Below are 20,804 nucleotides of genomic sequence, written 5' to 3'. Positions count from 1 at the left end.
GAACGCGGCCGCCAGCCGTGACACCGGCGGCAGCGAGTCGTCGCGCAACGTCTCCGCCGCGGCCAGCACCGTCGTACGCGCCGGCCCTTCCGGAACCGCGGCGGCCGCCCGTTCGTAGAGGTCGCCGCCCTCCTCCAGCACCAGCCCGACGTCGATGCCGGCCGGGACCTTGACACGGGCGATACGGCGCCAGGTGGTCACCGGATCGCTCCAGGCCTCCACGTGATACGTCCAGCGGCCCTCCGAGGAGGGGGTGACCTCGGCACCCCAGCGGTCGCTGCCGGGCGCCAGTTCCCGCATCGGCGTCCAGGCGCCGGGGCGGCCCGCGGGGTCGGTCAGGACGGCATGGGCGGCGACGGCGTCGTGGCCCTCGCGGAAGACGGTCGCCGAGACCTGGAACGTCTCGCCCGCGACCGCCTTCGCCGGGAGCCTGCCGCGGTCCACGACTGGGTGGACGTCCCGCACCGGGATGCGGCCGATGGTCTCGGTCGTACTCATGAGTCTCACCTCCGCCGTGCTCGAGGGCGGGCACGGGGCCCGGCCGGGGATCCAAGCTGCGCCGGAAGGGATCTACCTCCGCGCGGGGGAACGCCGCCGTACCGACGGCGGGCCCCGCCGCGCGGTGCCGCCCTGACGGGGGTGTTCGCTCCGCTCCTGGAGATGGCCGGCCAGCGTGGTCCGCAGATAGCGATCGGCGGCGTCCGCGGCCTCACGCGCACAGCGCTTCCCCAGCAGCACGCAGAGGGTGTAGCCGGCGTCCTCGAAGGTGGCGCGCACCGCGCGGTCGGTCGGGGCCGCGAGCATGGCACGTTCCCAGGCCCGGTACCGCCGCAGTTGCCGGGCGACTTCGGCTTTGGCCGGTAGCAGCATGGCGCCGTTCACCTTCCGGCTCGATGGCACGTTTCCCGACCGTCGGGCGGTGGCCGTGCGCGCACACGGATCCCGTTACGGGCATCGAGGTCTTCACTCATGGTGCACGGATGACGACGCAACGTCTTGTTAGAGCTTCAACCAACTCGAGTGCGCGCTCGTGTTGCACGAATGGCGTAGCACTCCCACAGTGGAGCTGACTCAGAAGCGATCAGTGCTCACGCTTCGTGTTCGGGACCTCCGGTCCCGCAGGGGCTGAGGAGAAGCGAGAGCTTCGCCGGTGAGGAGCCAACGAGATGAAGACCGCAGTGCCCTGCTACTACCACCTGGACGTGGAAGTCAGCCCGGAACGGGTTGGACAGGTCAGGCGCATCCTGGCCGCTCACCTCCGGTTGTGGGACCTCGAGACACTTGTCGAGCCCGTCTGCCGCGGCGCCGGGCTGCTGCTGAAGGCCATCGACGAGCACGCCACCGACAAGAACACGTCGATCGAGATGTGGTGGAACGGCCAGCACCTCATCACGGCCGTCGGGGACCACAACCGCGATCTGCGCCCGGACCAGGACCTGCGCGCCTGCCTGGCCCGCATCGCCGCCATGAGCGACGGCTGGGGCTGCTGCGCCACGGACACCGGCAGCAAGGTCATCTGGTTCTCGCAGCGCGCCCGCGCCGGCGAACGCGTCCCGCTGGTGCCGACGGCTCCCGCGCCGAGTCTGCGCGAGGTGCTTCAGGTGCCCCGCGAGGTGCCGGTCGCCGTCCTCGCCGATCCGGCGAGTACGTCGGACGGCGTACTGGAGGACGCGCGGTGACCGCGCGCCGACAGCGGAGAGGGGTGCCCGCCTGGAGCGGGCACCCCTACCCGTTGGGCGCCGCCCACGACGGCCGGGGCACCAACTTCGCGCTGTTCAGCGAGGTCGCCGAACGCGTCGAGCTGGAACTCGTCGGCGACGACGGCAGGCACCGCCGCATCCCGCTGACCGAGGTCGACGGCTTTGTGTGGCACGGCTACCTGCCCGGCGTGGGACCGGGCCAGCGTTACGGCTACCGGGTGCACGGCCCCTGGGCCCCGGCCCTGGGCCATCGCTGCAATCCGGCGAAACTGCTCCTCGACCCGTACAGCCGGGCGGTCGACGGTCAGGTCGACAACCACGCCTCCCTCTTCGAGCGCACCCCCGGCGGCCCGTCCCCGGCGGACAGCGCCGGGCACACCATGCTCGGCGTGGTCACCGACCCGTACTTCGACTGGGGCGACGACCGCCCTCCCCGGCGCCCGTACGCCGACACCGTCATCTACGAGGCCCACGTCAAGGGCCTCACCCGCACCCACCCCGACGTCCCCGCCGAACTCCGCGGCACCTACGCCGGCCTGGCGCACCCGGCGGTCGTCGAACACCTCACCTCGCTGGGCGTCACGGCGGTCGAGCTGATGCCGGTGCACCAGTACGTCCAGGACGGCGTCCTGCTGGACCAGGGCCTGGCCAACTACTGGGGCTACAACACCATCGGCTTCTTCGCCCCGCACAACGCCTATGCCGCCCACGGCACCCGGGGCCAGCAGGTCAACGAGTTCAAGTCGATGGTGAAGGCGCTGCACAAGGCCGGCCTCGAAGTGATCCTCGACGTCGTCTACAACCACACCGCCGAGGGCAACGAGAAGGGCCCCACCCTGTCCTTCCGAGGCATCGACAACGCCTCGTACTACCGCCTGGTGGACGGCGACTGGGGGCACTACTACGACACCACCGGCACCGGCAACAGCCTGCTGATGCGCCACCCCTACGTGCTGCAGCTCATCATGGACTCGCTGCGCTACTGGGTCACCGAGATGCACGTCGACGGCTTCCGCTTCGACCTCGCTGCCACACTGGCCCGGCAGTTCCACGAGGTGGACCGGCTGTCGGCGTTCTTCGATCTGATCCAGCAGGATCCGGTGATCAGCCGCGTCAAGCTGATCGCCGAGCCGTGGGACGTGGGCGAGGGCGGCTACCAGGTGGGCAACTTCCCGCCGCTGTGGTCGGAATGGAACGGCAAGTACCGGGACGCCGTACGGGACTTCTGGCGGGCGGAGAAGTACACGCTCGGCGAGTTCGCCTCCCGGCTGACCGGCTCCTCCGACCTGTACGCGCACAGCCGGCGCCGCCCCCGGGCCAGCGTCAACTTCGTCACCGCGCACGACGGCTTCACCCTGCGCGACCTCGTCTCCTACAGCGACAAGCACAACGAGGCCAACGGGGAGGGCAACCGCGACGGCGAGAGCGTCAACCGGTCCTGGAACTGCGGCGCCGAGGGCGAGACCGACGACCCGGCCGTCCTTGACCTGCGCGCCCGCCAGCAGCGCAACCTCATCGCCACGCTGCTGCTGTCGCAGGGCATCCCGATGCTCTGCCACGGCGACGAACTGGGCCGTACCCAGCGCGGCAACAACAACGCCTACTGCCAGGACAACGAGGTCTCCTGGACCGACTGGCGGCTGACCGAGGAGCAGGAGGCGCTGACCGGCTTCACGCGGTACGTCATCGGTCTGCGCGCCGCCCATCCCGTGCTGCGCCGCCGCCGGTTCTTCCAGGGCGAGACACCGACGCACCCGGAGCAGCCGCTGCCCGACCTGGTATGGCTGGCGCCGGACGCGTCCGAGATGACCGGCGAGGACTGGCAGCGTTCCGACGCGCACTCCATCGGCGTCTTCCTCAACGGCGACGCCATCGCCGAACCCGACGCGTGCGGCCGACCCGTGGTCGACGACTCGTTCCTGCTGCTGCTCAACAGCTACTGGGAGCCGGTGGTGTTCCGGCTGCCGGACGTCACCTACGGCGAACGCTGGACGATCCTGATCGACACCGCGCAGGAGGACACGCCCGACGAGAAGGAACACAAGGCCGACACGGAACTGACCGTCGAGGCCCGCAGCCTGGTCCTGCTGTCGCGGCCCGCCCGCACCGCCGGGTGAGGCTCAGCGTGCGCGGTGCGAGGTCACCGTGAACTGGGCGCCGTCGGCGTCCCGCAGCACGGCCTCGTCGCTGACCTTCGACAGGACGCTGCCGCCGTGCTGTTCCGCGGCCCGCGCGCAGGCCGCCACGTCCGCGACCGCGAAGTGGACCTGCCAGTGCGGCCGGATCGTCGGGTCGGGAGCCTTCCCCAACGCCCCCGACTCGATACGCGCCACCACGTCCCCGCGGCTGCGCAGCACCACCTCGCCGCCCTCGTAGTGCACCTCGCAGCAGCCGGGCCGGTCCGACGCCCACTCCAGGACCTCGCCGTAGAAGATGGCCGCGTCGAAGGCGTCACGGGTGTGCAGCCGGATGAAGGCGGGCGCCGAGCGGCGCCAGGCCTCCCAGTCGGCGACGAGTTCCCCCTCCCAGACCCCGAAGGGCGCCCCGTCCCGGTCGGCGAGCAGCGCCGCCCGCCCGGGCGGGAAGGAGATCGGCCCCACCGCCGCGGTGCCGCCGCGCTCCTGGGCCCGCGCCGCGGCCTCGTCCGCGCTGGGCACGGCGAAGTACGGCGTCCACGCCACCGCCATCTGCCACATCCCGGCGACCGCGGCGATCCCGGCGACGGGCACCCCGTCGGCCAGTGCGATCCGGAAGTGGTCGCCCAGCTTGGCCGACCGCCACCGCCAGCCCAGCACGGCACTGTAGAAGTCCTCCGTGGCCTGCAGATCGCGGCTGGTCAGGCTCACCCAGCAGGGCGCGCCGAAAACGGAGTGCGTGGAGATGACCTCCGAGGTACCGCTGGAGGTTCGCGAGTCGTGATTCATGGCAGTCGCGTCCTGGTCTCACCGACCGGCAGCCACCGGTCTCCTCCCAGTGTCCAACCGGAACCGCTCCGGGGCCTGCCGAGTACCCCCGGCGCGTCGCCGAAACGGAAGGCGTTCCCAGCCGCCCGCCCACTGGCACGCGGCCGGTCGAGTGACGAGGATGGAGGAGTGGCATCCGTACCGCACGAGCCCGCCGACGAGACGGACCGGATCCTCGAGCTGCAGGAGGAAGTCGAGCAGCTCAAGGAGGCCGTCGCCTCGCATGCCGTCGTCGACCAGGCGATCGGCATGGTCGTCGCGCTCGGCCGGGTGACGCCGGACCAGGGGTGGGAAGTACTGAAGGACGTCTCCCAGCACACGAACATCAAGCTCCGCAATGTCGCGGAACTGATCCTCATCTGGGGACGCAGCGGGGAGATGCCCCCCGAAATCCGCGTGGAACTCGAAGACGCCCTCGACCGTTACGGTCCCACGCAGATTCCGGGAGTGCCGCCGGAGTGAGGCGGGCTCAGCGGGCCCCGGCGAGCAGTTCGTCACGCAGCTGGGCGAAGCAGCCGCTGAGTAGCCGGGACACATGCATCTGCGAGATGCCGAGCTGCTGCGCGATCCGGCTCTGCGTCATGCCGCCGAAGAAACGCAGATAGAGGATGGTCCGCTCGCGCTCCGGCAGGGCCTGCAGACACGGCTTGACGGCCACCCGGTCGACGACCACGTCGTACGCCGGGTCCGGGCCGCCGATCGCGTCCCCGAGGGCGTAACCGTCCGTCCCGGGCATCTCCGCCTCCAGCGACAGCGCGGTGAAGCATTCCAGGGCCTCCAATCCGGTGCGTACCTCGCCCTCGCTCAGGTGTGCGTGGGCGGCGATCTCGGCGACGGTCGGGGCTCGCCCCGGCGTCGTCTGCGACAGCTCCTTCGTGGCCTGCCGTACCCGGTTGCGCAGGTCCTGGACGCGACGCGGCACATGCAGCGTCCACATGTGGTCGCGGAAGTGCCGCTTGATCTCGCCGGTGACGGTCGGCACCGCGTACGCCTCGAAGGCGTGGCCGCGCGCCGGGTCGTAGTGGTCGACGGCCTTCACCAGGCCCAGGGCCGCCACCTGGTAGAGGTCCTCCAGGGTCTCGCCGCGCCCCTTGAACCGGACGGCGATCCGCTCCGCCATGGGCAGCCAGGCCCGGACCAGCTCGTCACGGAGCGCCTGGCGCTCCGGCCCCTCCGGCAGCCGCACGAGCCGCTCGAAGGCGTCGGCCGTGTCGGGGGCGTCGTCGTGCGGGTGCTGCTTCGTTCTGGTGGTCGCACTCATGGTGTGCGCACCTCCCTGAGCAGGTGCTGGATGGACAGACACCATGGGAGGCACGGGACTCGGACCTCGCGGAGGACACCCGGGGCCGGCGCGCGGGGCTCCCACGGACGTGCCTCCTGTCCGAAGCACTGAGAAGCGGATTCCCGGAGACAGGCACTTCGAAACAATTACGGATAATTGGCCACATTCCGAAACCGACGGAATTCGATGGGTGAAGCGCACCGCTCCCCGGCGCGCTGATCTTGCGGCGGAACGTGATGTGCGGCACGTGTCCGGACATGGCCGCCGGGCCGGGCGGCGGATTCTTCCTGCGCACGGCTTGATCAGTGATCAAGGGGGCGAATGGGCTGGCCACAGCGCATTCTGCTCATTTGACAGTGCACTGAGCACACAGATAGGAAGCAGCTCTCTGAGGGTCGAGAGGTGGACTGTGTACGAGCCGAACGTGGTCGGGGACTGGCACGAGTACGACGAGCACGCCGGTCTGCGGGTTCGCGTCCACCGCCTGGAAGCCGCCGAGCCGCCGCGTGGACGGGACGACGCCGCCGAGGGAATGACCTACTTCAGCGTCCGGGTCACCGTGGAGAACCGCGGCAGCCGGCACTTCGGCATCCACCTCGAGGACGGCCAGATCGATGTGCGGATCGGCCCCGACGGCGAGAGCGCGTTCATCGACTGGCGCAACTCGCAGTTCATCGAGGGCTTCGACGTCTATCCGCTGCGCCGGGCCACCGCGGTGCTCTACGCGGCCGGACCGGACGCGAGTCTGAGCCAGATCGACGTCCAGATCCAGCTGCGGGTCGAGGAGGAGTGGACCGACCGCCGGCTGTGGGCGGGCGGCCTCGGTCTGCACGAGGGTCCCGTCGGCACTCACACCGGTGCGCTGCGCGACGGCCTCGCGCACCAGGTGAGCACGTTCCTGCGGGACCAGGCCGAAGAGGGCACCGCCTGACGCGGTGCCGCGTCCGCCGGACAGGCCCAGGGTCCGCCGGACAGGCCTAGTGAGGGATGCCGTCGATGATCTCGCGGGCGCCCTGACGCAGCAGGGACACCGCGACCGACGTGCCCAGCGTGGCCGGGTCGAGCCGGCCGGCCCACTCGTGGGCGTTCAGCCGGGTCTTGCCGTCCGGGGTGAACACGCAGGCCCGCAGGGACAGTTCGCCGCTGCGGTCCACGCGCGCGTACCCGGCGATCGGGCTGTTGCAGTGCCCCTGCAGGACGTGCAGGAACATGCGCTCCGCGGTGGCCTCCCGGTGGGTGTCCGGATCGCCGAGCCCGCTGACCGCGTCGATGAGTTCGGTGTCGCCCTCGCGGCACTGCAGGGCGAGGATGCCCGCGCCGATCGGCGGCATCATCGCCTCGGGGGAGAGAACCTCGCTGATCACGTCTCGGCGGTCGATGCGCTCCAGGCCCGACACCGCCAGCAGCAGCGCGTCCGCCTCACCGGCCGCCAGCTTCTCCAGCCGCCGGTTGGCGTTGCCGCGGAACGGCACGCACTCCAGGTGCGGGTGGGTGGCGGCCAGTTGGGCGACCCGGCGGACCGAGGAGGTGCCGATGCGGGTCCCGGCCGGAAGCTCGTCCAGGGTGAGCCCGCCCGGGTGTACGAGCGCGTCCCGGATGTCGTCCCGCTTCAGGAACGCCGCGAACGTCGTACCGGCGGGCAGCGGCCGGTCGGCGGGCACGTCCTTGACACAGTGCACCGCGAGGTCGGCCTCCCCGGCCAGCAGCGCGGCGTCCACCTCCTTGGTGAACGCCCCCTTGCCCTCGACCTGGGACAGATCGCCCATCCACTTGTCACCGGTCGTCTTCACCGGCACGACCTCGGTGCGCACACCGGGGTGCAGCACCGCCAACTCGGCGCGGACACGCTCCACTTGGGCCAGTGCCATGGGCGAGTCGCGGGAGACGATACGGATCATTTCAGGGACGGACATGCCGACACGATAGACCGTCACAAGCGTGCCTCCGTGCAGTACCGCTCGATTGAGGGGGCTCACGGGTGTTCACGGCCGGCCGCCGGGACGACGGCGTCGTAGGTCCGCCGCCCGCCGTGCGCCGGCCAGGTCAGCACCGCCAGCGCCCCCACCGTGAGCAGCCCCCCGGCCAGGAACGTGCCGCGCACCCCGGCCACCGGCAACAGCAGGCCGCCCAGCAGCGCACCGGCGGCCACCCCTGTGTTGAAGGCGGCCGAGTTGGCGGCGAGGGCGGTCTCGGTGCGGCCCGGCGCCACCTGCAGCACCTGGCTCTGTGTCGCCATGAAGACGGGCCCGGCCGAGGCCCCCAGCAGCATGACCAGCAGGACCGTCGCCACCTGGCCGGTCCCGGCGGTGTACAGGCCGAGCAGGGCCACCGCCTGGGTGACCACCGGAACCGTCAGCGTGGCGCGCGGAAACCGGTCGAGCAGCGGCCCGGCCACGGTGACCCCGGCCAGTCCCGCCCCGCCGAACGCGAACAGCACGGCGCTCACCGCGTCCTCCCCGAACCCGCTCACTTCGTCCAGGAAGGCCACGACGTAGGTGAACCCGGCGAAGACACCGGTCACCGACAGGGCGGTGGTGGCGAGCACGACGCGGAACCGGCGCCGGTCGGGGGCGACGCCGTACGCGGCATGACCCTCCCGCGGGTGGGATGTCGGCAGGAGTACGCCGAGGGCGACGAGCGAGACCAGCGCGAGCGCGCCGAGCACCGCGAACGGCGTCTGCCAGTCGGTGCGCCCGCCCAGCCAGGTCCCGGCCGGCACGCCGCCCACCGTGGCCAGGGAACCGCCGATGGACAGCAGCCCCATGACGCGCCCCCGCCGCCCGGGCGGGAACATGCCGACCGCGACCGGCCCCATCACCGCCCAGAACAACGCCTGCGCCAGCGCCGTCACCACCCGCGCCGCCAGCAGCACCCCGTACGACACACCCCCCAGCGCCGACACCCAGCTGGCCACCGCCAGCAGCCCGAGCAGCCCGGCCGTCAGATACCGGCGCGGCACGGAGCGGGTGACGTGGGCCAGCGGCAGCGACCCGACGGCCACGGTCAGGCCGTACCCCGTGACCAGCGCGCCCACGGCCCCCAGCGACACCCGCAGATCGACCGCCATGAGGGAGAGCAGGCCCACGGGAAGGTTCTCGGCGGTGTTGAAGGTGAACGCCGCCAGCATCAGCGCCGCGACGACGGCGCCCCTGCGCCACGGAGCCGGACTTCCGCTGCCCATCGATGTGCCCTCCAGAGTGGGTGATCAAGGGCAAGCGTGCGGGCCCCGGCGATCGGCTTCTACTCTTTCGGTCCACACCGAATCGCAGCCGCCGACGGAGGCCGCCTTGCCGCTGACCCTGCACCTGGGCACCGACGACCTGACCCGCTGCCGGTTCGCGATCTCGCCCCTGTGCCAGACCCATGAGGCGCTGCGGCTGCTGCGCCGGCCGGCCCGGCACGGCTACCACCAGGGCTGGCTGCGCCGGATGCGGCGTACGGTGGCCGGCCTCGACCTGTCGCCGCTGTGGCTGTTCATGCGGCCGCCCGGCGGCTACACCCCGGACTTCCTGGGCCCGCCCCCGGAACAGTCGTATCCCTCCATCGACGCCGAACTGGCCCGCATGCGCGCCACCGATCCCGCCCTGGCCCACGCGGAGATGACCCGCTCGCTGGCCTGCACCCCCGGCCTCGCCGACGCACCCCGGGCGCGTGCCGCCCTCGACGACCCCGCCGCCACCGTCCGGCGCCTCGCCGACCTCACCGAACTCGCCTGGCACGCCCTGCTCGCCCCGGACTGGCCGCGTCACCGCGCCGTCCTGGAGGCCGACATCGCGCACCGCTCCCGGCAGGCGGGGGACGGCGGCCTCGACGCGCTGCTCACCGGCCTGCACCCCGGCATCGACTGGGCGGACCACACCCTCACCCTGCGCATGTACGCCGACCTGGCCGACATCCAGCGCGCCGACGGCCGGGGCGTGCTGCTCATGCCGAGCGTGTTCGTCTGGCCCGACGTGGTGAGCGGCTTCGCCCGGCCCTGGCAGCCGACGGTCATCTACCCGGCGCGCGGCATGGGCCGCCTGCACACCGCCCGGGTACCGCACCCGCCGGACGGGCTCGCCCGGCTGCTGGGCCGGCAGCGCGCCGCCGTCCTCACCGGCCTGACCGCCCCCGCCTCGACCACGGACCTGGCCCGCCGCCATGGAGTGGCCCCGTCGACGGTGTCGGCCCATCTGTCGGTGCTGCGTGAGGCGGGGCTGCTGGTGTCGCGGCGGGAGGGCTACCACGTGCTGTACGGGAGGACGGCGCTCGGAGACGCCTTGGTGGACGGGGAGTTCAGACGAGGGGCCGGGTGATCTCGACGGCGCGCAGGGCGGCCGTGAGGGCCTGGTCGTCACCGACGTCCAGGGCCGTGTCCGCGAACTTGATGACGTGCTCGTCGCCGTGGGCGAGAGCCTGCTCCAGGACCTCCTCCGGGGTGAGCCGGGCCGGGGGCGTGTAGGCAACCGGATCCGTGGGGGTGTACATCGCGGTGACGGCGGCGGACGCCGTCCAGGCCGCGTGCAGGCTCGGCGCCCACAGCTCGCGGGGCAGCGCGCTCAGGCTGCGCAGCACCGCGTTGGGCGCCGTGGCCGTGTGCACGAGCATGATCTCGTCGCCGTGGCCGTGGGCGGCGTAGCGGTGCGTCGTGGCACGGACCAGTTCGGTGAGGCGTTCGTGGGCCGTGTCCGGGTCGGTCACCTCACCCGCCCAGACCGGCAGTTGACGCAGGGCGGCGAGGCGGGCGAGATAACCGCCCTCCTGGGCCTCGAGCGCGGGCACGGCGTCCAGGGACTCCGCGGCGGTCGGCGCACCGGGCAGCGCGGTGATGCCGGACACGGGAAGGTGCCGGGCCGCCCAATAGCCCAGCCCGTGGGCGAGTTCGGTGAGGCGGGGAGCGTTCTCACCGGATTCCAGGGCGCGGACGGCGTGCCCGACCCGGATCACGGGATGCGTGGCGCCGGCGTAGAGACCGGGCAGCAGCCGCGGCCACCACTCGGCGAGGACGCTCCGCCAGGGGTGGTCGGCGAGGGTGCGGGAGAAATGGTCGATCCAGTCCGCGGCCCGGCGCGGATCCCCCAGAGCCTCGGGCCAGTTGGCGTCGGTGACCGGCGCCAGGCGGGCGGGGAACTCCTCGAGCTTCTCCTCGTACAGGTCCAGCCACCGGTGCACCCCGCCCGACTGCCCGTGCGCGGCCAGCGCCTCGACGACCATGGGGGCGTGGTTGCTGAGCCGGCCGCGCCGCTCCGGGCCCGAGGTGTGCAGCCGGTCCAGGGCTTCTTCGAGCCGCCCGCTCGTATCGTGTGCGTCCATGCCGCCGACGCTATGCACCGGCGGCCGTCCCGGGATCGGGCCCGGGACGGATACGGACGGGGCCACCGTCCTACGTCCCGGGACCGAGCCCCGGACCGGGTCAGGCGTTGGGGTCGAACGAGATGCCGGACGGCTTGGCCGACGACAGGTTGCCGGCGAAGCTGGAGTCCTTGAGGCCGAAGTTGGCGCTGCCGAAGTTGTACGCGGTCAGCTTGTCGCGCACCCCCGACGGGTAGCCGTTCCAGCCGACCAGCGGGGGGTACTGCCAGGTGCCCTTGTGGTTCTCCGGCGGCTCGTCGCCCGAGTTCGCCAGGCGGAAGCAGTGGGTGCTGGCGCCGTCCTTGTGGTACACGATCTTCGGGTGCGTGCCGTCGAAGCGGACCGAGGACGCCGCGTGCACCGTGTACGAGCCGTGGTTGGACGTCGAGACGTACCGCACCTGGCCGCTTTGCACCCACACCACGACGTGCTCCCAGTCGTGCCGGTGGCCGCCGATGCTGCTGTTCGCGAGCGCCTGGTCCTTCTCGAAGTACAGGTCGTACATGTACGCGCACCAGCCGTTGTTGCACTTGTAGCGCGAGTAGCCGTTGGTGTTGTCCAGGTCCGACGCGTCCCGGCACTGCCCGCTGAGGGAACCCGTCGGGTTGAGACCGCCGTTGACGGTTCCGTCGGGGCCGATCGCGGGGGTGGAGTAGCAGCCGTCCGTGTCGTAGTCGTAGGCGGGCTGGTACATCCTCTCCGCGGCCTCGGCGCTGGCGGGCAGCGCCGACGGCGGAGCCGCGAAGGCGGTCGAGGGGAAGGCGACGACGAGGGCGGCGGCACCGGCCAGGCCGGCGAACCATCTCTTGCGGTGTGTTCCGGACGGCGTTGACGACACCGCGTCCTCCTCTGATCCGGGCGCAGCCCAATGGCTGTGGGGGTGAAGGGCAGTTCAGCATGCCGACTTTTCATGTCCGCGCCAAGAGTGGGGAGCGTCCCAGTGGTGAAGATCAGCGCAATGACCGGTACGAAACGTGTCAGACGCCGTCGTCCGGGAGTTCGGCCGCCGCCTCCTCCGGCGCGAGGTCCGGCCGAAGCCGTAGCCAGGACGGCTGGCGCAGCATCCCGGCCCGGGTACGGGTGCTGTAGCGGACCTCGCCGACCAGCCGGGGCAGCACCCAGTGCGCGCCCGCCACCGCCGGAACCGTGTCGAAGGGGCACACGTCCGTCTCGGCGGCCCGCAGCAGCGCGGCCAGCCGGGTCCGCTCGTCCTCGCTCCAGCCGGTGCCTACGCCGCCGACGTACCGCAGCCGCCCGGCGGTCCGCTGGCCGACCAGTACCGCGCCCGGCAGTCCCGTGAGCCGCCCCTTGCCGGGCACCCAGCCGCCGACGATGACGTCCTCGCTGCGCATGTTGCGGATCTTGATCCAGGCGCGGGAACGCACCCCCGGCTCGTACACCGAGTCCAGCCGCTTGCAGACGAGGCCCTCCAGACCGTGCTCGCGGGTGGCCCGCAGCGCCTCGGCGCCGTGCCCGACCAGCGCGGCCGGGGTCGACCAGAAGGTGCTGTCGAGACCCAGTTCCTCCAGTCGCCCGCGCCGCCGGACATAGGGGAGCGTGAGGAGGGAGCGGCCCGCCAGGTGCAGCACGTCGAACAGCACCAGATGGACGGGCACCGTCGCCGCCATCCGGGCCGCCCTCCCGGGCGCGTGGGCCAGCCCCATCCGGGACTGCAGCAACTGGAAGTCGCTGCGTTCCTGTTCGTCCAGCGCCAGGATCTCCCCGTCCAGTACGGCGGGCGTGGCGCCGAGCGCGCCGCCCAGCGGGCGCAGTTCGGGATACGCGGCGGTGATGTCCTCGCCGGACCGGGCGCGCAGCAGCACGCTCCCGTCGCCTTCGAGATAGACCACCGCACGCTGGCCGTCCTGCTTGGTCTCGTACGCCCAGCGCGCGTCCTGCGCGGCGGGCGGCAGGGTGCCGGGCGTGGCGAGCATGGGAGGGATCAGCGGCAGACTCACGGGTCAGTTGTCGACGGCCCCGCCCGCCGCCACGCGCGCGTGCCCGCGTTTTCCCCTGAACGGCGGCAGCGGTCCGCGGCCGGCGGCACCGCCCGGACGAGCCCCGACTGGTAGGCCATCACGACGAGTTGGGCGCGGTCGCGGGCGCCCAGCTTGGTCATGGCGCGGTGCACATGGGTGCGCACCGTCAGCGGGCTGACGTAGAGCTTCTCGGCGATCTCCTCGTTGGAGTGCCCCTCGGCCACCCACCCCATCACCTCTCGTTCGCGTGCGGTCAGCGTGGTGAGCTGCTCGGACGACGCCGACTGCGGGCTCTGGGCGGGTGAGGCCAGGAAGCGGGTGATCAGGGTGCGGGTGGCGGTGGGGGAGAGCAGGGACTCGCCGGCGCCCTCGGGCCGTCGTCCTCCAGTCCGCCCTCCACATCCACGGTCACCGTCAGCCCGCTGTCGGCGGCCAGCGCCCGCACCGCGCCGACCAGACCGCGGTCGGTCAGGATCGGCGGATGGATGCCGCGCACCACGGTCCGCAGCTCCGTCAGCGACTCCTCGGCCTGGTCCTGGGCGTCGTCCAGCAGCTTCCGCGCGGCCTCCGGATCACGCTCGTAGGCACGCTTGGCCAGCCCGATCCGCATCGACAGCGACACCAGCCTGGCCTGCGCGCCGTCGTGCAGATCCCGCTCGATACGGCGCAGCTCGGCGCCGTGCGCGGCGATCGCGTCGGCCCGGGTCGCGGTCAGCTGTTCGCCCCGCGCGGCCAGCAGCGCCTTCGGGGACGGGCGGAGCAGCGCGGTCGACCAGCCGGCCTCCAGGTCCGCCAGCCGCACGATCCACGGCAGCACCACCGGGCGGCGCAGCAGCCCGCAGACCACGCCGTCGACGACCAGACCGACCGGCCACAGCGGCAGCATCAGCGCGCCGTAGAGGTAGTAGGCGGCCATCCAGCGCAGATCGGTGAGCGTGCCGGGATCGTGCACGGCCGTCCGCAGCCGCTCCCGCACCGGCCCGGTGATGGTCTGGTACGCCTCGGGGATCTCCCGCCCCGTCCACGCGGCCGTCAGCCGCCGCTTGGCGCCGGCGATCCGGCGGGGAGGAGCACGGTCTCGGGCAGCAGCCATGCGCCGATCGCCGCGACCGTGCCGATGGCGGCGATCAGCAGCACGGTGATGAAGATGTACACCCCGAACGCCACCACCGCGGCCACCAGGAGATGGCCCGTGGCACGCCCCGCCTGCCGCACTGTCATCCACATTTCGACCACGCTAGGTGAGTCACGCCCGGCGGGCGGTCGGGCAGGTACCCCGGTACAGGTGTAGCCCGCTCCACCATCGGGCGAATCTCGGGCCATGCTAAGTCAAGCAATTGATTTAGCCAGCCCCGTCCTGATGTGCTGTTGCGTAGGCTCCGTCGTCGGAAGCCCGCCGCACCGGCGGCGGGCCGGCGGCGGCTCGAGGGACTGGCTGCCGACGGGCGGTACGAAGTCCCGGTGCGGTGGTGATCATGGCAGGCAGGACACTGCGGGCGGAGCAGGCGAACGCGACCCGGGAGCTGATCCTGACCGCGGCCGAGCGGCTCTTCGCCGAACGCGGCGTGTACGCCGTGTCCAACCGTCAGGTCAGCGAGGCCGCGGGCCAGGGCAACAACGCCGCGGTCGGCTACCACTTCGGCACCAAGGCCGACCTGGTCCGCGCGATCATCCGCACGCACGGCGAGCGCATCGAGGAGATCCGCGCCCGCTTGGTCGCCGGCGTCGGCGACCAAGCGGACCTGCGCGACTGGGTCGATTGCCTGGTCCGCCCGTTCCCCGAACACCTCGCCGCCCTGGGCAGCCCCACCTGGTACGCCCGGTTCTGTGCCCAGGTCGTCGCCGACCCCGCAGCCGGATCATCATGGAGGAGTCCCTCACCTCTCCGACCCTCCAGCGGATCGTCGAGGGCCTGAACCGCTGCCTGCCCGACCTCCCGCCCGGGGTGCGCGCCGAACGCGGCGACATGGCACGGCACCTGATCGTGCACCTGGCCGCCGAGCGTGAACGCGCCCTTGGCGAGAACGCCCCCACGCCCCGGTCCAGCTGGGACGACACCGCCACGGGCCTCGCCGACGCGGTGGTCGGCATGTGGCTGGCGCCCGTCACGCCGAGGTGACCGGGCCGGGCGGGTTGCCCGCCTCGGGCAAGCGCGGGTAGATTACTTAAGTCAAGCAACGGAAGTGTCGTTTTCCGCCCGGCCCGTGGTGCGGGGCGTGAGCCCTCTGCGAACGGTCTTGTGCCATGTACGGCAGCACCACTGAGAAACCGGCCCTGGCGCGCGGTGCGGGCCAGCACGTCCTGATCGTCGTCGGTGAGCCGGATGTCGCCGAACTGCTCTCGACGACCCTCGAGCTGGCGGGCTACCGCATCGGCGTCAGCGGCACCGGGGCCGAGGCGCTGGCGCTGGTCACGCGGCAGCGGTTCGACCTCGTGGTCGTCGACGCGGGGCTGCCGGACCTGGTGGGTCTCGGCGGGGAGCGCCGCCCCGCCCTCGCGCACCGCCCGCCCGTCCTCCTGCTGACCGCGTACGACTCCCTGGACCTGCTCCTGCCCGAACTCGGCCTGGGGGGGAAGGACTACGTCACCAAGCCCTTCCGGGTGGCCGAGGTCCTCGCCCGGATCCAGGTCCTGCTGCGCGGCTCGTGTCCCGGGCCGCCCCGGGACAACACCCTCCGCTACGGCGATCTCGCCCTCGACGACACCCTGTGCCGGGCGCGGCGCGGCGAGCGGACACTCGACCTCACGCCCGCGGAGTACCGGCTGTTGCGCCATCTCCTCGTCAACGCGCACCGCGTGCTCTCCAAGGAGCAGATCGGCCGCTATGTCTGGGGCGACTTCCACGGTGACAACGCGATCGAACAGCTCGTCTCCCGGCTGCGCCGCAAGGTGGGCCGCGAGGCCCCGGCGCTGATCCACACCCGCCGGGGCTTCGGCTACTGGCTGGGTCGTGCCGACATCGGCTCCTGACCCGTCTTCGGCAATTAACTGGCCCTTGTCGCGGGCGAGTTGATGCTGTGCGCTGCCGTCAACTACCAATGTGATCCAGGTCACGTCAGCTTTCTGTCAGGAGACTGACCGGGTGGCGTCAGCCCCCTCTGTTTGCATGTGCTCATCAAGGCCTCGACGACTTCACCCCGGCGCTCCGCCTCCCACGGAGCCCCCACCACCGAGGAGAACCATGGCCCCCACCCAGGCCGGCACCATGCCCGAAGCTCCGGACACCGTCCCCGAGTTCCCGATGCCCAGGGACGCCCGCTGTCCGTTCGACCCGCCGCCCGCCCTCAAGGCTCTGCAGGAGGAAGCGCCGCTCACGAAGGTGCGGCTGTGGGACGGCAGCGAGCCGTGGCTCGTGACCCGCTACGCCGACCAGCGGGCACTGCTGGGCGACCCTCGGGTCAGCGCGGACACCGACAGCCCGGGCTATCCGACCAAGGCCAGCCCCGAGGGCGGCGAGGGCAAGCTCAGCTTCATCATGATGGACGACCCCGAACACGCCCGGCTGCGCCGGATGGTGACGGCGCCCTTCGCCATCAAACGGGTCGAGGCCATGCGGCCCGCCGTCCAGCGCATCGTGGACAGCCTGATCGACGACATGCTGGCCGGCCCGCAACCGGTCGACCTCGTGGAGGCGTTCGCCCTGCCGCTCCCCTCGCTGGTGATCTGCGAACTGCTCGGCGTGCCGTACGCCGACCACGAGTTCTTCCAGGAGAACACCAAGACGATGGTCCGTCGGACGGCCACGCCCGAGCAGCGGGGCGCGGCCGTCCGGGAGGTCGCCGGCTACCTGGCCGGCGTCATCGGCAAGCGGATCGCCGAGCCGCAGGACGACCTGCTGTCGAGCATCGCCGGCCGGGTCACCGCCGGTGAGCTCACCCACCAGGAGGCGACCGAGATGGCGCTGCTCCTGCTGATCGCGGGACACGAGACCACCGCGAACATGATCGCCCTCGGCACCCTCGCCCTCCTGCAGAATCCCGACCAGCTCGCCCTGCTGCGGGACACCGACGACCCGAAGCTCGTCTCTTCCGCGGTCGAGGAACTCCTGCGCTACCTGCACATCACCCACCTCGGCCGGCGCCGGGCGGTGACCGAGGACATCGAGATCGGCGGCCAGGTGATCAAGGCCGGCGACGGCATCATCATGGTGAACGAGATCGGCAACCGCGACGCCGAGGTGTTCCCCGACCCGGACCGCCTCGACCTCAGGCGTGACGCCCGCCGGCACGTCGCCTTCGGTTTCGGCGTCCACCAGTGCCTCGGCCAGCCGCTGGCGCGGATGGAACTCCAGGTCGTCTACGGCACCCTCTACCGGCGCATTCCCACCCTGAAGGCGGCCTGCGCGATCGAGGACGTGAAGTTCAAGAACGACGCGTTCGTCTACGGCGTGCACGAACTGCCCGTCGCCTGGTGACGGTTCCCCGTCCCGCAAGAGAACAAGAACCACGTGTGAAGAAGGGGATCCCCATGAAGGTGGAGCTGGAAGCCGACAAGTGCGTCGCCTCGGGGCAGTGCGTGCTCGCTGCCATGGAGGTGTTCGACCAAGATGACGACGGCATCGCGATCCTGCTGGACGAGCAGGTCGCCGACGGCCAACTCGACGACGTACGCGAGGCGATCGCGGTCTGCCCGGCCGCCGCGATCCGGCTGGTCGAGCAGTGAGGCGCGTCCTGGTCGTCGGCGCCTCGGCCGCCGGACTCGCCGCGGCCGAGACGCTCCGCCGCGAGGGCTACGACGGCACCCTCACCCTGGTCGGCGACGAACCCCTCGCCCCGTACGACCGCCCGCCGCTGTCCAAGCAGCTCCTGTCCGCCGAGTGGGAGTCCGACCGCCTCGCCCTGCGCACCGCCGACGACCTCGCCGCCCTCGGCCTCGACCTGCGCCTCGGGGTGGCCGCTACCGGCCTTCACCTCGCCGACCGCACCGTGCGGCTGGCCGACGGGACGACCGTGCCGTACGACGGTCTGATCCTGGCCACCGGCGTCCGGCCGCGCCGGCTGTCCGGCGAGGGCGCGCATGTGCTGCGCACCCTGGACGACGCCCTGGCCCTGCGGGACCGGCTGACGCCGGGAACCCGGCTGGTCGTGGTCGGTGCCGGGTTCCTCGGGGCGGAGGCCGCCGCCGTGGCCTGGCGCCTCGGCGCCGAGGTGACCCTCCTCGAACCCGCCCCCGTGCCGCTGGCCCACGCCGTCGGCACCGAGGTCGGGCAGATGCTGACGGGCGCCCACCTGGAACGCGGCGTGAACCTGCGCTGCGGGGTCACCGTGCGCGAGGTGACCGAGGAGGGCGTGCGGCTCGCCGACGGTGAGCTGATCGAGGCCGACGAGGTGCTGGTCGCGGTCGGCTCGCTGCCCAACACCGAGTGGCTCGACGGCAGCGGGCTCACGGTGGGCGACGGCGTGGTCTGCGACGAGTACTGCGAGGCCGCCCGCAACGTGTACGCGGCCGGTGACGTCGCCCGCTGGTACAACCCGCTGTTCGGGGTGTCGATGCGGATCGAGCACCGCACCAACGCCGCCGAACAGGGCATGGCCGCCGCCCGCAACCTGCTCGACCCCGAGGGGCGCAAGGCGTTCGCGCCGGTGCCGTACTTCTGGTCCGACCAGTACGACATGAAGATCCAGGCGTACGGCTACCTGCGCGGCCACGACGAAGTAGCCGTGGTCGACGGCGACCTGGCGGACCGCCGCTTCGTCGCCGTCTACCGCACCGGCGGCCGCGTGACCGGCGCCCTCGCGGCCGGCATGCCGCCCCGCGCGATCCGCACCTGGCGCCAGGCGATCATGTCCGGGGTGAACTGGAGCGAGGCCGTACGCACCGAGGAGGTCGTCCAGGGCGGGACGGCCCTGTGACAGGCGCAGCTCGTAAATTAATTGAGTTACGCAACAAGATGGTAAAGTGGCTGCATGTCCACACCACCGCTCCCCGAACTCCCGGACACCCCCGCGTCCCCGGAAGTGATCGAGATCGAACGCGCGCTCACCCGCATCACCTACCTGAGCACGCGCGCCCGGCAGCACGACCGGCTGATGGCCCTGGCCGGCGTGCCGCTGGATCGCGCCGCCGTCGCCCTGCTGCGGCAGGTCGCCGACTCGGATCCGCTGCGCCCGGGGGAGCTGGCCGCCCGGCTGGGAGTGGAGGCCTCGCACGTCACGCGTACGGTTCAGCAGCTGCAGAAGACCGGCTACGTCACCCGCGTCCCCGACCCGGACGACCGCCGCGCCCAGCGCATCGAGCTCACCGACGCCGGCCAGCAGGCCATAGACCGCATCCGCGACGCCGGCGCCCGCGGTATGCAGCTGGCCCTGAACGAGTGGGCACCCGAGGAACTGGGCCAGCTCGCCGCCCTCTTCCACCGCATGGTCGACGACTTCCTCGCATACGCCATCGACGACGAGACCGAACAGCCGCCGGTCACCGCCTGACGCCGGACCGCACCCGGCCCACGCGGAGGCGGCGCGACGAGTGGGACCCGGGCTGTCTGGGGGCAGGTCGCATCGGCCACCGCACCCACGGCCGGTGCGGCGAGGCCGCGCCCTGCGCCTGGGCGTCCGCCGGGGTCTTCCGCCGCTCCGTCGGCCACCCGCCGGACGCCACAACCGCCGTACCCGGCAGGGCTGGTGACCGGCCTCGAACTACCGTCCGGTAGCATCCCGCGGCAGGTCACCCCCCAGGAGGCACCGTGCCACGGTCCGAACGCTCACCCCTACTGCTCGCGGGCCTGCTGGCCACCGCGGGCGTCGCCCACTTCGCCAATCCACGCCAGTTCGACGCGATCGTGCCGAAGGCCCTGCCGGGTACGGCCCGGACCTGGACGTACGCCAGTGGTGTCGCCGAGCTCGCGCTGGCGGCCGGCGTGGCCCTGCCCCGTACCCGCAAGGCGGCCGCACTGGCTGCGGCGGCCTTCTTCGTCGGTGTGTTCCCCGCCAACGTGAAGATGGCCGCCGACTGGCGCCACCGCCCCGCACCCCAGAAGGCGGCCGCGTTCGGCCGGCTCCCGCTGCAGCTGCCCCTCGTACTGTGGGCACGCAGCGTCGCGAAGAGCGTGGAGGGCCGGTCATGAGCAAGCGCCCCGAGTCCGGCGACAAGGTCGAGGACTTCTCCCTGCCCGACGAGACCGGCACCGTCCGCAGCCTGTCCGAGCTCCTCACCGAGGGCCCGGTCGTGCTGTTCTTCTACCCGGCCGCCCTGACCCCCGGCTGTACGGCGGAGGCCTGTCACTTCCGTGATCTCGCCGCCGAGTTCGCGGAGGTCGGCGCACGTCCCGTGGGTATCAGCGGTGACACCGTCGAACGCCAGCAGGAGTTCGCCGGGCAGCACTCCCTCGGCATGCCGCTGCTGTCGGACCCGGACGGGACGATCCGGGAGCGGTTCGGCGTGAAGCGCGGCTTCTCGCTGGCCCCCACCAAGCGGGTCACCTTCGTCATAGCCGAGGACCGCACCCTCCTCGACGTCGTCCACAGCGAACTGCGCATGAACACGCACGCCGACCGGGCACTCGCGGCGCTGCGCGCCCACCGCGGCTGAAGTCCGTACCGATTCCCTTGTC

The 20,804-nt window shown here is 72.0% G+C and carries 21 protein-coding genes and 3 pseudogenes; 13 read left to right on the top strand and 11 right to left on the bottom strand.

The window, feature by feature from the left end:
* Both AQJ91_RS41310 and AQJ91_RS41305 read right to left on the bottom strand, forming a co-directional pair.
* A partial coding sequence (locus AQJ91_RS41310; RefSeq protein ID WP_159054776.1) for a maltotransferase domain-containing protein occupies positions 1–498 on the bottom strand: 498 nt, incomplete at its 3' end.
* A gap of 72 nt (positions 499–570) precedes the next feature.
* Positions 571–870, bottom strand: a complete 300-nt coding sequence (locus AQJ91_RS41305) for a DUF5133 domain-containing protein (RefSeq protein WP_067033094.1) — start codon at positions 868–870, stop codon at positions 571–573.
* Positions 871–1,166: 296 nt separating this feature from the next.
* On the opposite strand from AQJ91_RS41305, the gene AQJ91_RS41300 reads away from it, so the two are divergent.
* Positions 1,167–1,679, top strand: a complete 513-nt coding sequence (locus AQJ91_RS41300; protein ID WP_067033071.1) for a pep a2 — start codon at positions 1,167–1,169, stop codon at positions 1,677–1,679.
* Positions 1,676–3,817 (top strand): glycogen debranching protein GlgX, encoded by a 2,142-nt coding sequence (glgX, locus tag AQJ91_RS41295; protein WP_199848156.1) that lies wholly within the window; start codon positions 1,676–1,678, stop codon positions 3,815–3,817. Before AQJ91_RS41300 ends, glgX begins: the two co-directional genes overlap by 4 nt.
* A gap of 3 nt (positions 3,818–3,820) precedes the next feature.
* On the opposite strand, the gene AQJ91_RS41290 is transcribed toward glgX, so the two are convergent.
* Positions 3,821–4,624, bottom strand: a complete 804-nt coding sequence (locus AQJ91_RS41290; protein ID WP_067033065.1) for a VOC family protein — start codon at positions 4,622–4,624, stop codon at positions 3,821–3,823.
* A 168-nt stretch (positions 4,625–4,792) separates the two neighbouring features.
* On the opposite strand from AQJ91_RS41290, the gene AQJ91_RS41285 reads away from it, so the two are divergent.
* A complete protein-coding gene (locus tag AQJ91_RS41285) occupies positions 4,793–5,125 on the top strand; it encodes an ANTAR domain-containing protein (protein ID WP_067033062.1) in 333 nt (110 codons plus the stop codon).
* 7 nt (positions 5,126–5,132) lie between these two features.
* On the opposite strand, the gene AQJ91_RS41280 is transcribed toward AQJ91_RS41285, so the two are convergent.
* A complete protein-coding gene (locus AQJ91_RS41280; RefSeq protein WP_067033060.1) occupies positions 5,133–5,924 on the bottom strand; it encodes an RNA polymerase sigma factor SigF in 792 nt (263 codons plus the stop codon).
* Between the two features lie 430 nt (positions 5,925–6,354).
* On the opposite strand from AQJ91_RS41280, the gene AQJ91_RS41275 reads away from it, so the two are divergent.
* Positions 6,355–6,876, top strand: coding sequence for a hypothetical protein (locus AQJ91_RS41275; protein ID WP_067033059.1), 522 nt, complete (start codon positions 6,355–6,357; stop codon positions 6,874–6,876).
* A gap of 46 nt (positions 6,877–6,922) precedes the next feature.
* Here the strand turns inward: AQJ91_RS41275 and hemC are convergent, their stop codons facing one another.
* Both hemC and AQJ91_RS41265 read right to left on the bottom strand, forming a co-directional pair.
* Positions 6,923–7,858 carry a hydroxymethylbilane synthase gene (hemC, locus tag AQJ91_RS41270; RefSeq protein ID WP_067033091.1) on the bottom strand — a complete coding sequence of 312 codons (936 nt, stop codon included), beginning with the start codon at positions 7,856–7,858 and terminating at the stop codon, positions 6,923–6,925.
* A 59-nt stretch (positions 7,859–7,917) separates the two neighbouring features.
* A complete protein-coding gene (locus AQJ91_RS41265) occupies positions 7,918–9,126 on the bottom strand; it encodes an MFS transporter (protein ID WP_067033057.1) in 1,209 nt (402 codons plus the stop codon).
* A 106-nt stretch (positions 9,127–9,232) separates the two neighbouring features.
* Here AQJ91_RS41265 and AQJ91_RS41260 point away from each other — a divergent pair, with 106 nt between their 5' ends.
* Positions 9,233–10,240, top strand: coding sequence for a DUF5937 family protein (locus tag AQJ91_RS41260; protein ID WP_067033056.1), 1,008 nt, complete (start codon positions 9,233–9,235; stop codon positions 10,238–10,240).
* Here the strand turns inward: AQJ91_RS41260 and AQJ91_RS41255 are convergent.
* The 5 genes and pseudogenes from AQJ91_RS41255 to AQJ91_RS41235 all read right to left on the bottom strand — a co-directional run.
* Positions 10,221–11,237 carry a questin oxidase family protein gene (locus AQJ91_RS41255; protein WP_067033054.1) on the bottom strand — a complete coding sequence of 339 codons (1,017 nt, stop codon included), beginning with the start codon at positions 11,235–11,237 and terminating at the stop codon, positions 10,221–10,223. The genes AQJ91_RS41260 and AQJ91_RS41255 overlap by 20 nt on opposite strands.
* 100 nt (positions 11,238–11,337) lie before the next feature.
* Positions 11,338–12,114: an NPP1 family protein gene (locus AQJ91_RS41250; protein ID WP_067033051.1), complete on the bottom strand. Its 777-nt coding sequence runs from the start codon at positions 12,112–12,114 to the stop codon at positions 11,338–11,340.
* A 139-nt stretch (positions 12,115–12,253) separates the two neighbouring features.
* Positions 12,254–13,234: a non-homologous end-joining DNA ligase gene (gene ligD / locus AQJ91_RS41245; RefSeq protein WP_067033050.1), complete on the bottom strand. Its 981-nt coding sequence runs from the start codon at positions 13,232–13,234 to the stop codon at positions 12,254–12,256.
* A gap of 74 nt (positions 13,235–13,308) precedes the next feature.
* Positions 13,309–13,638 (bottom strand): annotated as a pseudogene (locus AQJ91_RS41240) (response regulator transcription factor); the annotation flags it as partial.
* Positions 13,611–14,482: pseudogene (locus AQJ91_RS41235) on the bottom strand (histidine kinase); the annotation flags it as partial. The pseudogenes AQJ91_RS41240 and AQJ91_RS41235, both read right to left, overlap by 28 nt.
* A 248-nt stretch (positions 14,483–14,730) precedes the next feature.
* Between AQJ91_RS41235 and AQJ91_RS41230 the strand changes: the two are divergent.
* The 8 genes and pseudogenes from AQJ91_RS41230 (at position 14,731) to AQJ91_RS41195 (ending at position 20,782) form a co-directional block, all read left to right on the top strand.
* Positions 14,731–15,374: pseudogene (locus AQJ91_RS41230) on the top strand (TetR/AcrR family transcriptional regulator).
* A 125-nt stretch (positions 15,375–15,499) separates the two neighbouring features.
* On the top strand, positions 15,500–16,225 hold the full coding sequence (locus AQJ91_RS41225) for a response regulator transcription factor (RefSeq protein ID WP_067033048.1): 726 nt from the start codon (positions 15,500–15,502) through the stop codon (positions 16,223–16,225).
* Between the two features lie 211 nt (positions 16,226–16,436).
* A complete protein-coding gene (locus AQJ91_RS41220) occupies positions 16,437–17,669 on the top strand; it encodes a cytochrome P450 (protein WP_107122671.1) in 1,233 nt (410 codons plus the stop codon).
* A gap of 53 nt (positions 17,670–17,722) precedes the next feature.
* Positions 17,723–17,917 carry a ferredoxin gene (locus tag AQJ91_RS41215; RefSeq protein WP_067033083.1) on the top strand — a complete coding sequence of 65 codons (195 nt, stop codon included), beginning with the start codon at positions 17,723–17,725 and terminating at the stop codon, positions 17,915–17,917.
* Complete coding sequence (locus AQJ91_RS41210) at positions 17,914–19,107, top strand: NAD(P)/FAD-dependent oxidoreductase (protein WP_199848155.1); 1,194 nt, start codon at positions 17,914–17,916, stop codon at positions 19,105–19,107. Before AQJ91_RS41215 ends, AQJ91_RS41210 begins: the two co-directional genes overlap by 4 nt.
* Positions 19,108–19,161: 54 nt before the next feature.
* Entirely contained in the window at positions 19,162–19,680 is a 519-nt protein-coding gene (locus tag AQJ91_RS41205) for a MarR family winged helix-turn-helix transcriptional regulator (RefSeq protein WP_067033046.1), read from the top strand.
* Positions 19,681–19,937: 257 nt separating this feature from the next.
* Positions 19,938–20,318, top strand: a complete 381-nt coding sequence (locus AQJ91_RS41200) for a DoxX family protein (RefSeq protein WP_067033044.1) — start codon at positions 19,938–19,940, stop codon at positions 20,316–20,318.
* The gene (locus tag AQJ91_RS41195; protein WP_067033042.1) at positions 20,315–20,782 is read left to right on the top strand and encodes a peroxiredoxin; all 468 of its coding nucleotides are present in this window, start codon (positions 20,315–20,317) and stop codon (positions 20,780–20,782) included. Before AQJ91_RS41200 ends, AQJ91_RS41195 begins: the two co-directional genes overlap by 4 nt.
* The last annotated feature ends 22 nt before the right edge of the window (positions 20,783–20,804 follow it).

The organism is Streptomyces dysideae, assembly GCF_001514305.1.
Lineage (GTDB): Bacteria > Actinomycetota > Actinomycetes > Streptomycetales > Streptomycetaceae > Streptomyces > Streptomyces dysideae.
This window is presented reverse-complemented; position numbering and strand designations above follow the sequence as displayed.

Excerpts from the sequence above, each read along its gene's own strand:
- AQJ91_RS41305 (WP_067033094.1), bottom strand. The coding sequence starts at position 870 with ATGCTGCTACCGGCCAAAGCCGAAGTCGCCCGGCAACTGCGGCGGTAC.
- AQJ91_RS41300 (WP_067033071.1), top strand. The coding sequence starts at position 1,167 with ATGAAGACCGCAGTGCCCTGCTACTACCACCTGGACGTGGAAGTCAGC.
- AQJ91_RS41290 (WP_067033065.1), bottom strand. The coding sequence starts at position 4,624 with ATGAATCACGACTCGCGAACCTCCAGCGGTACCTCGGAGGTCATCTCC.
- AQJ91_RS41280 (WP_067033060.1), bottom strand. The coding sequence starts at position 5,924 with ATGAGTGCGACCACCAGAACGAAGCAGCACCCGCACGACGACGCCCCC.
- hemC (WP_067033091.1), bottom strand. The coding sequence starts at position 7,858 with ATGTCCGTCCCTGAAATGATCCGTATCGTCTCCCGCGACTCGCCCATG.
- AQJ91_RS41265 (WP_067033057.1), bottom strand. The coding sequence starts at position 9,126 with ATGGGCAGCGGAAGTCCGGCTCCGTGGCGCAGGGGCGCCGTCGTCGCG.
- AQJ91_RS41255 (WP_067033054.1), bottom strand. The coding sequence starts at position 11,237 with ATGGACGCACACGATACGAGCGGGCGGCTCGAAGAAGCCCTGGACCGG.
- AQJ91_RS41225 (WP_067033048.1), top strand. The coding sequence starts at position 15,500 with ATGTACGGCAGCACCACTGAGAAACCGGCCCTGGCGCGCGGTGCGGGC.
- AQJ91_RS41220 (WP_107122671.1), top strand. The coding sequence starts at position 16,437 with ATGGCCCCCACCCAGGCCGGCACCATGCCCGAAGCTCCGGACACCGTC.
- AQJ91_RS41215 (WP_067033083.1), top strand. The coding sequence starts at position 17,723 with ATGAAGGTGGAGCTGGAAGCCGACAAGTGCGTCGCCTCGGGGCAGTGC.
- AQJ91_RS41205 (WP_067033046.1), top strand. The coding sequence starts at position 19,162 with ATGTCCACACCACCGCTCCCCGAACTCCCGGACACCCCCGCGTCCCCG.
- AQJ91_RS41195 (WP_067033042.1), top strand. The coding sequence starts at position 20,315 with ATGAGCAAGCGCCCCGAGTCCGGCGACAAGGTCGAGGACTTCTCCCTG.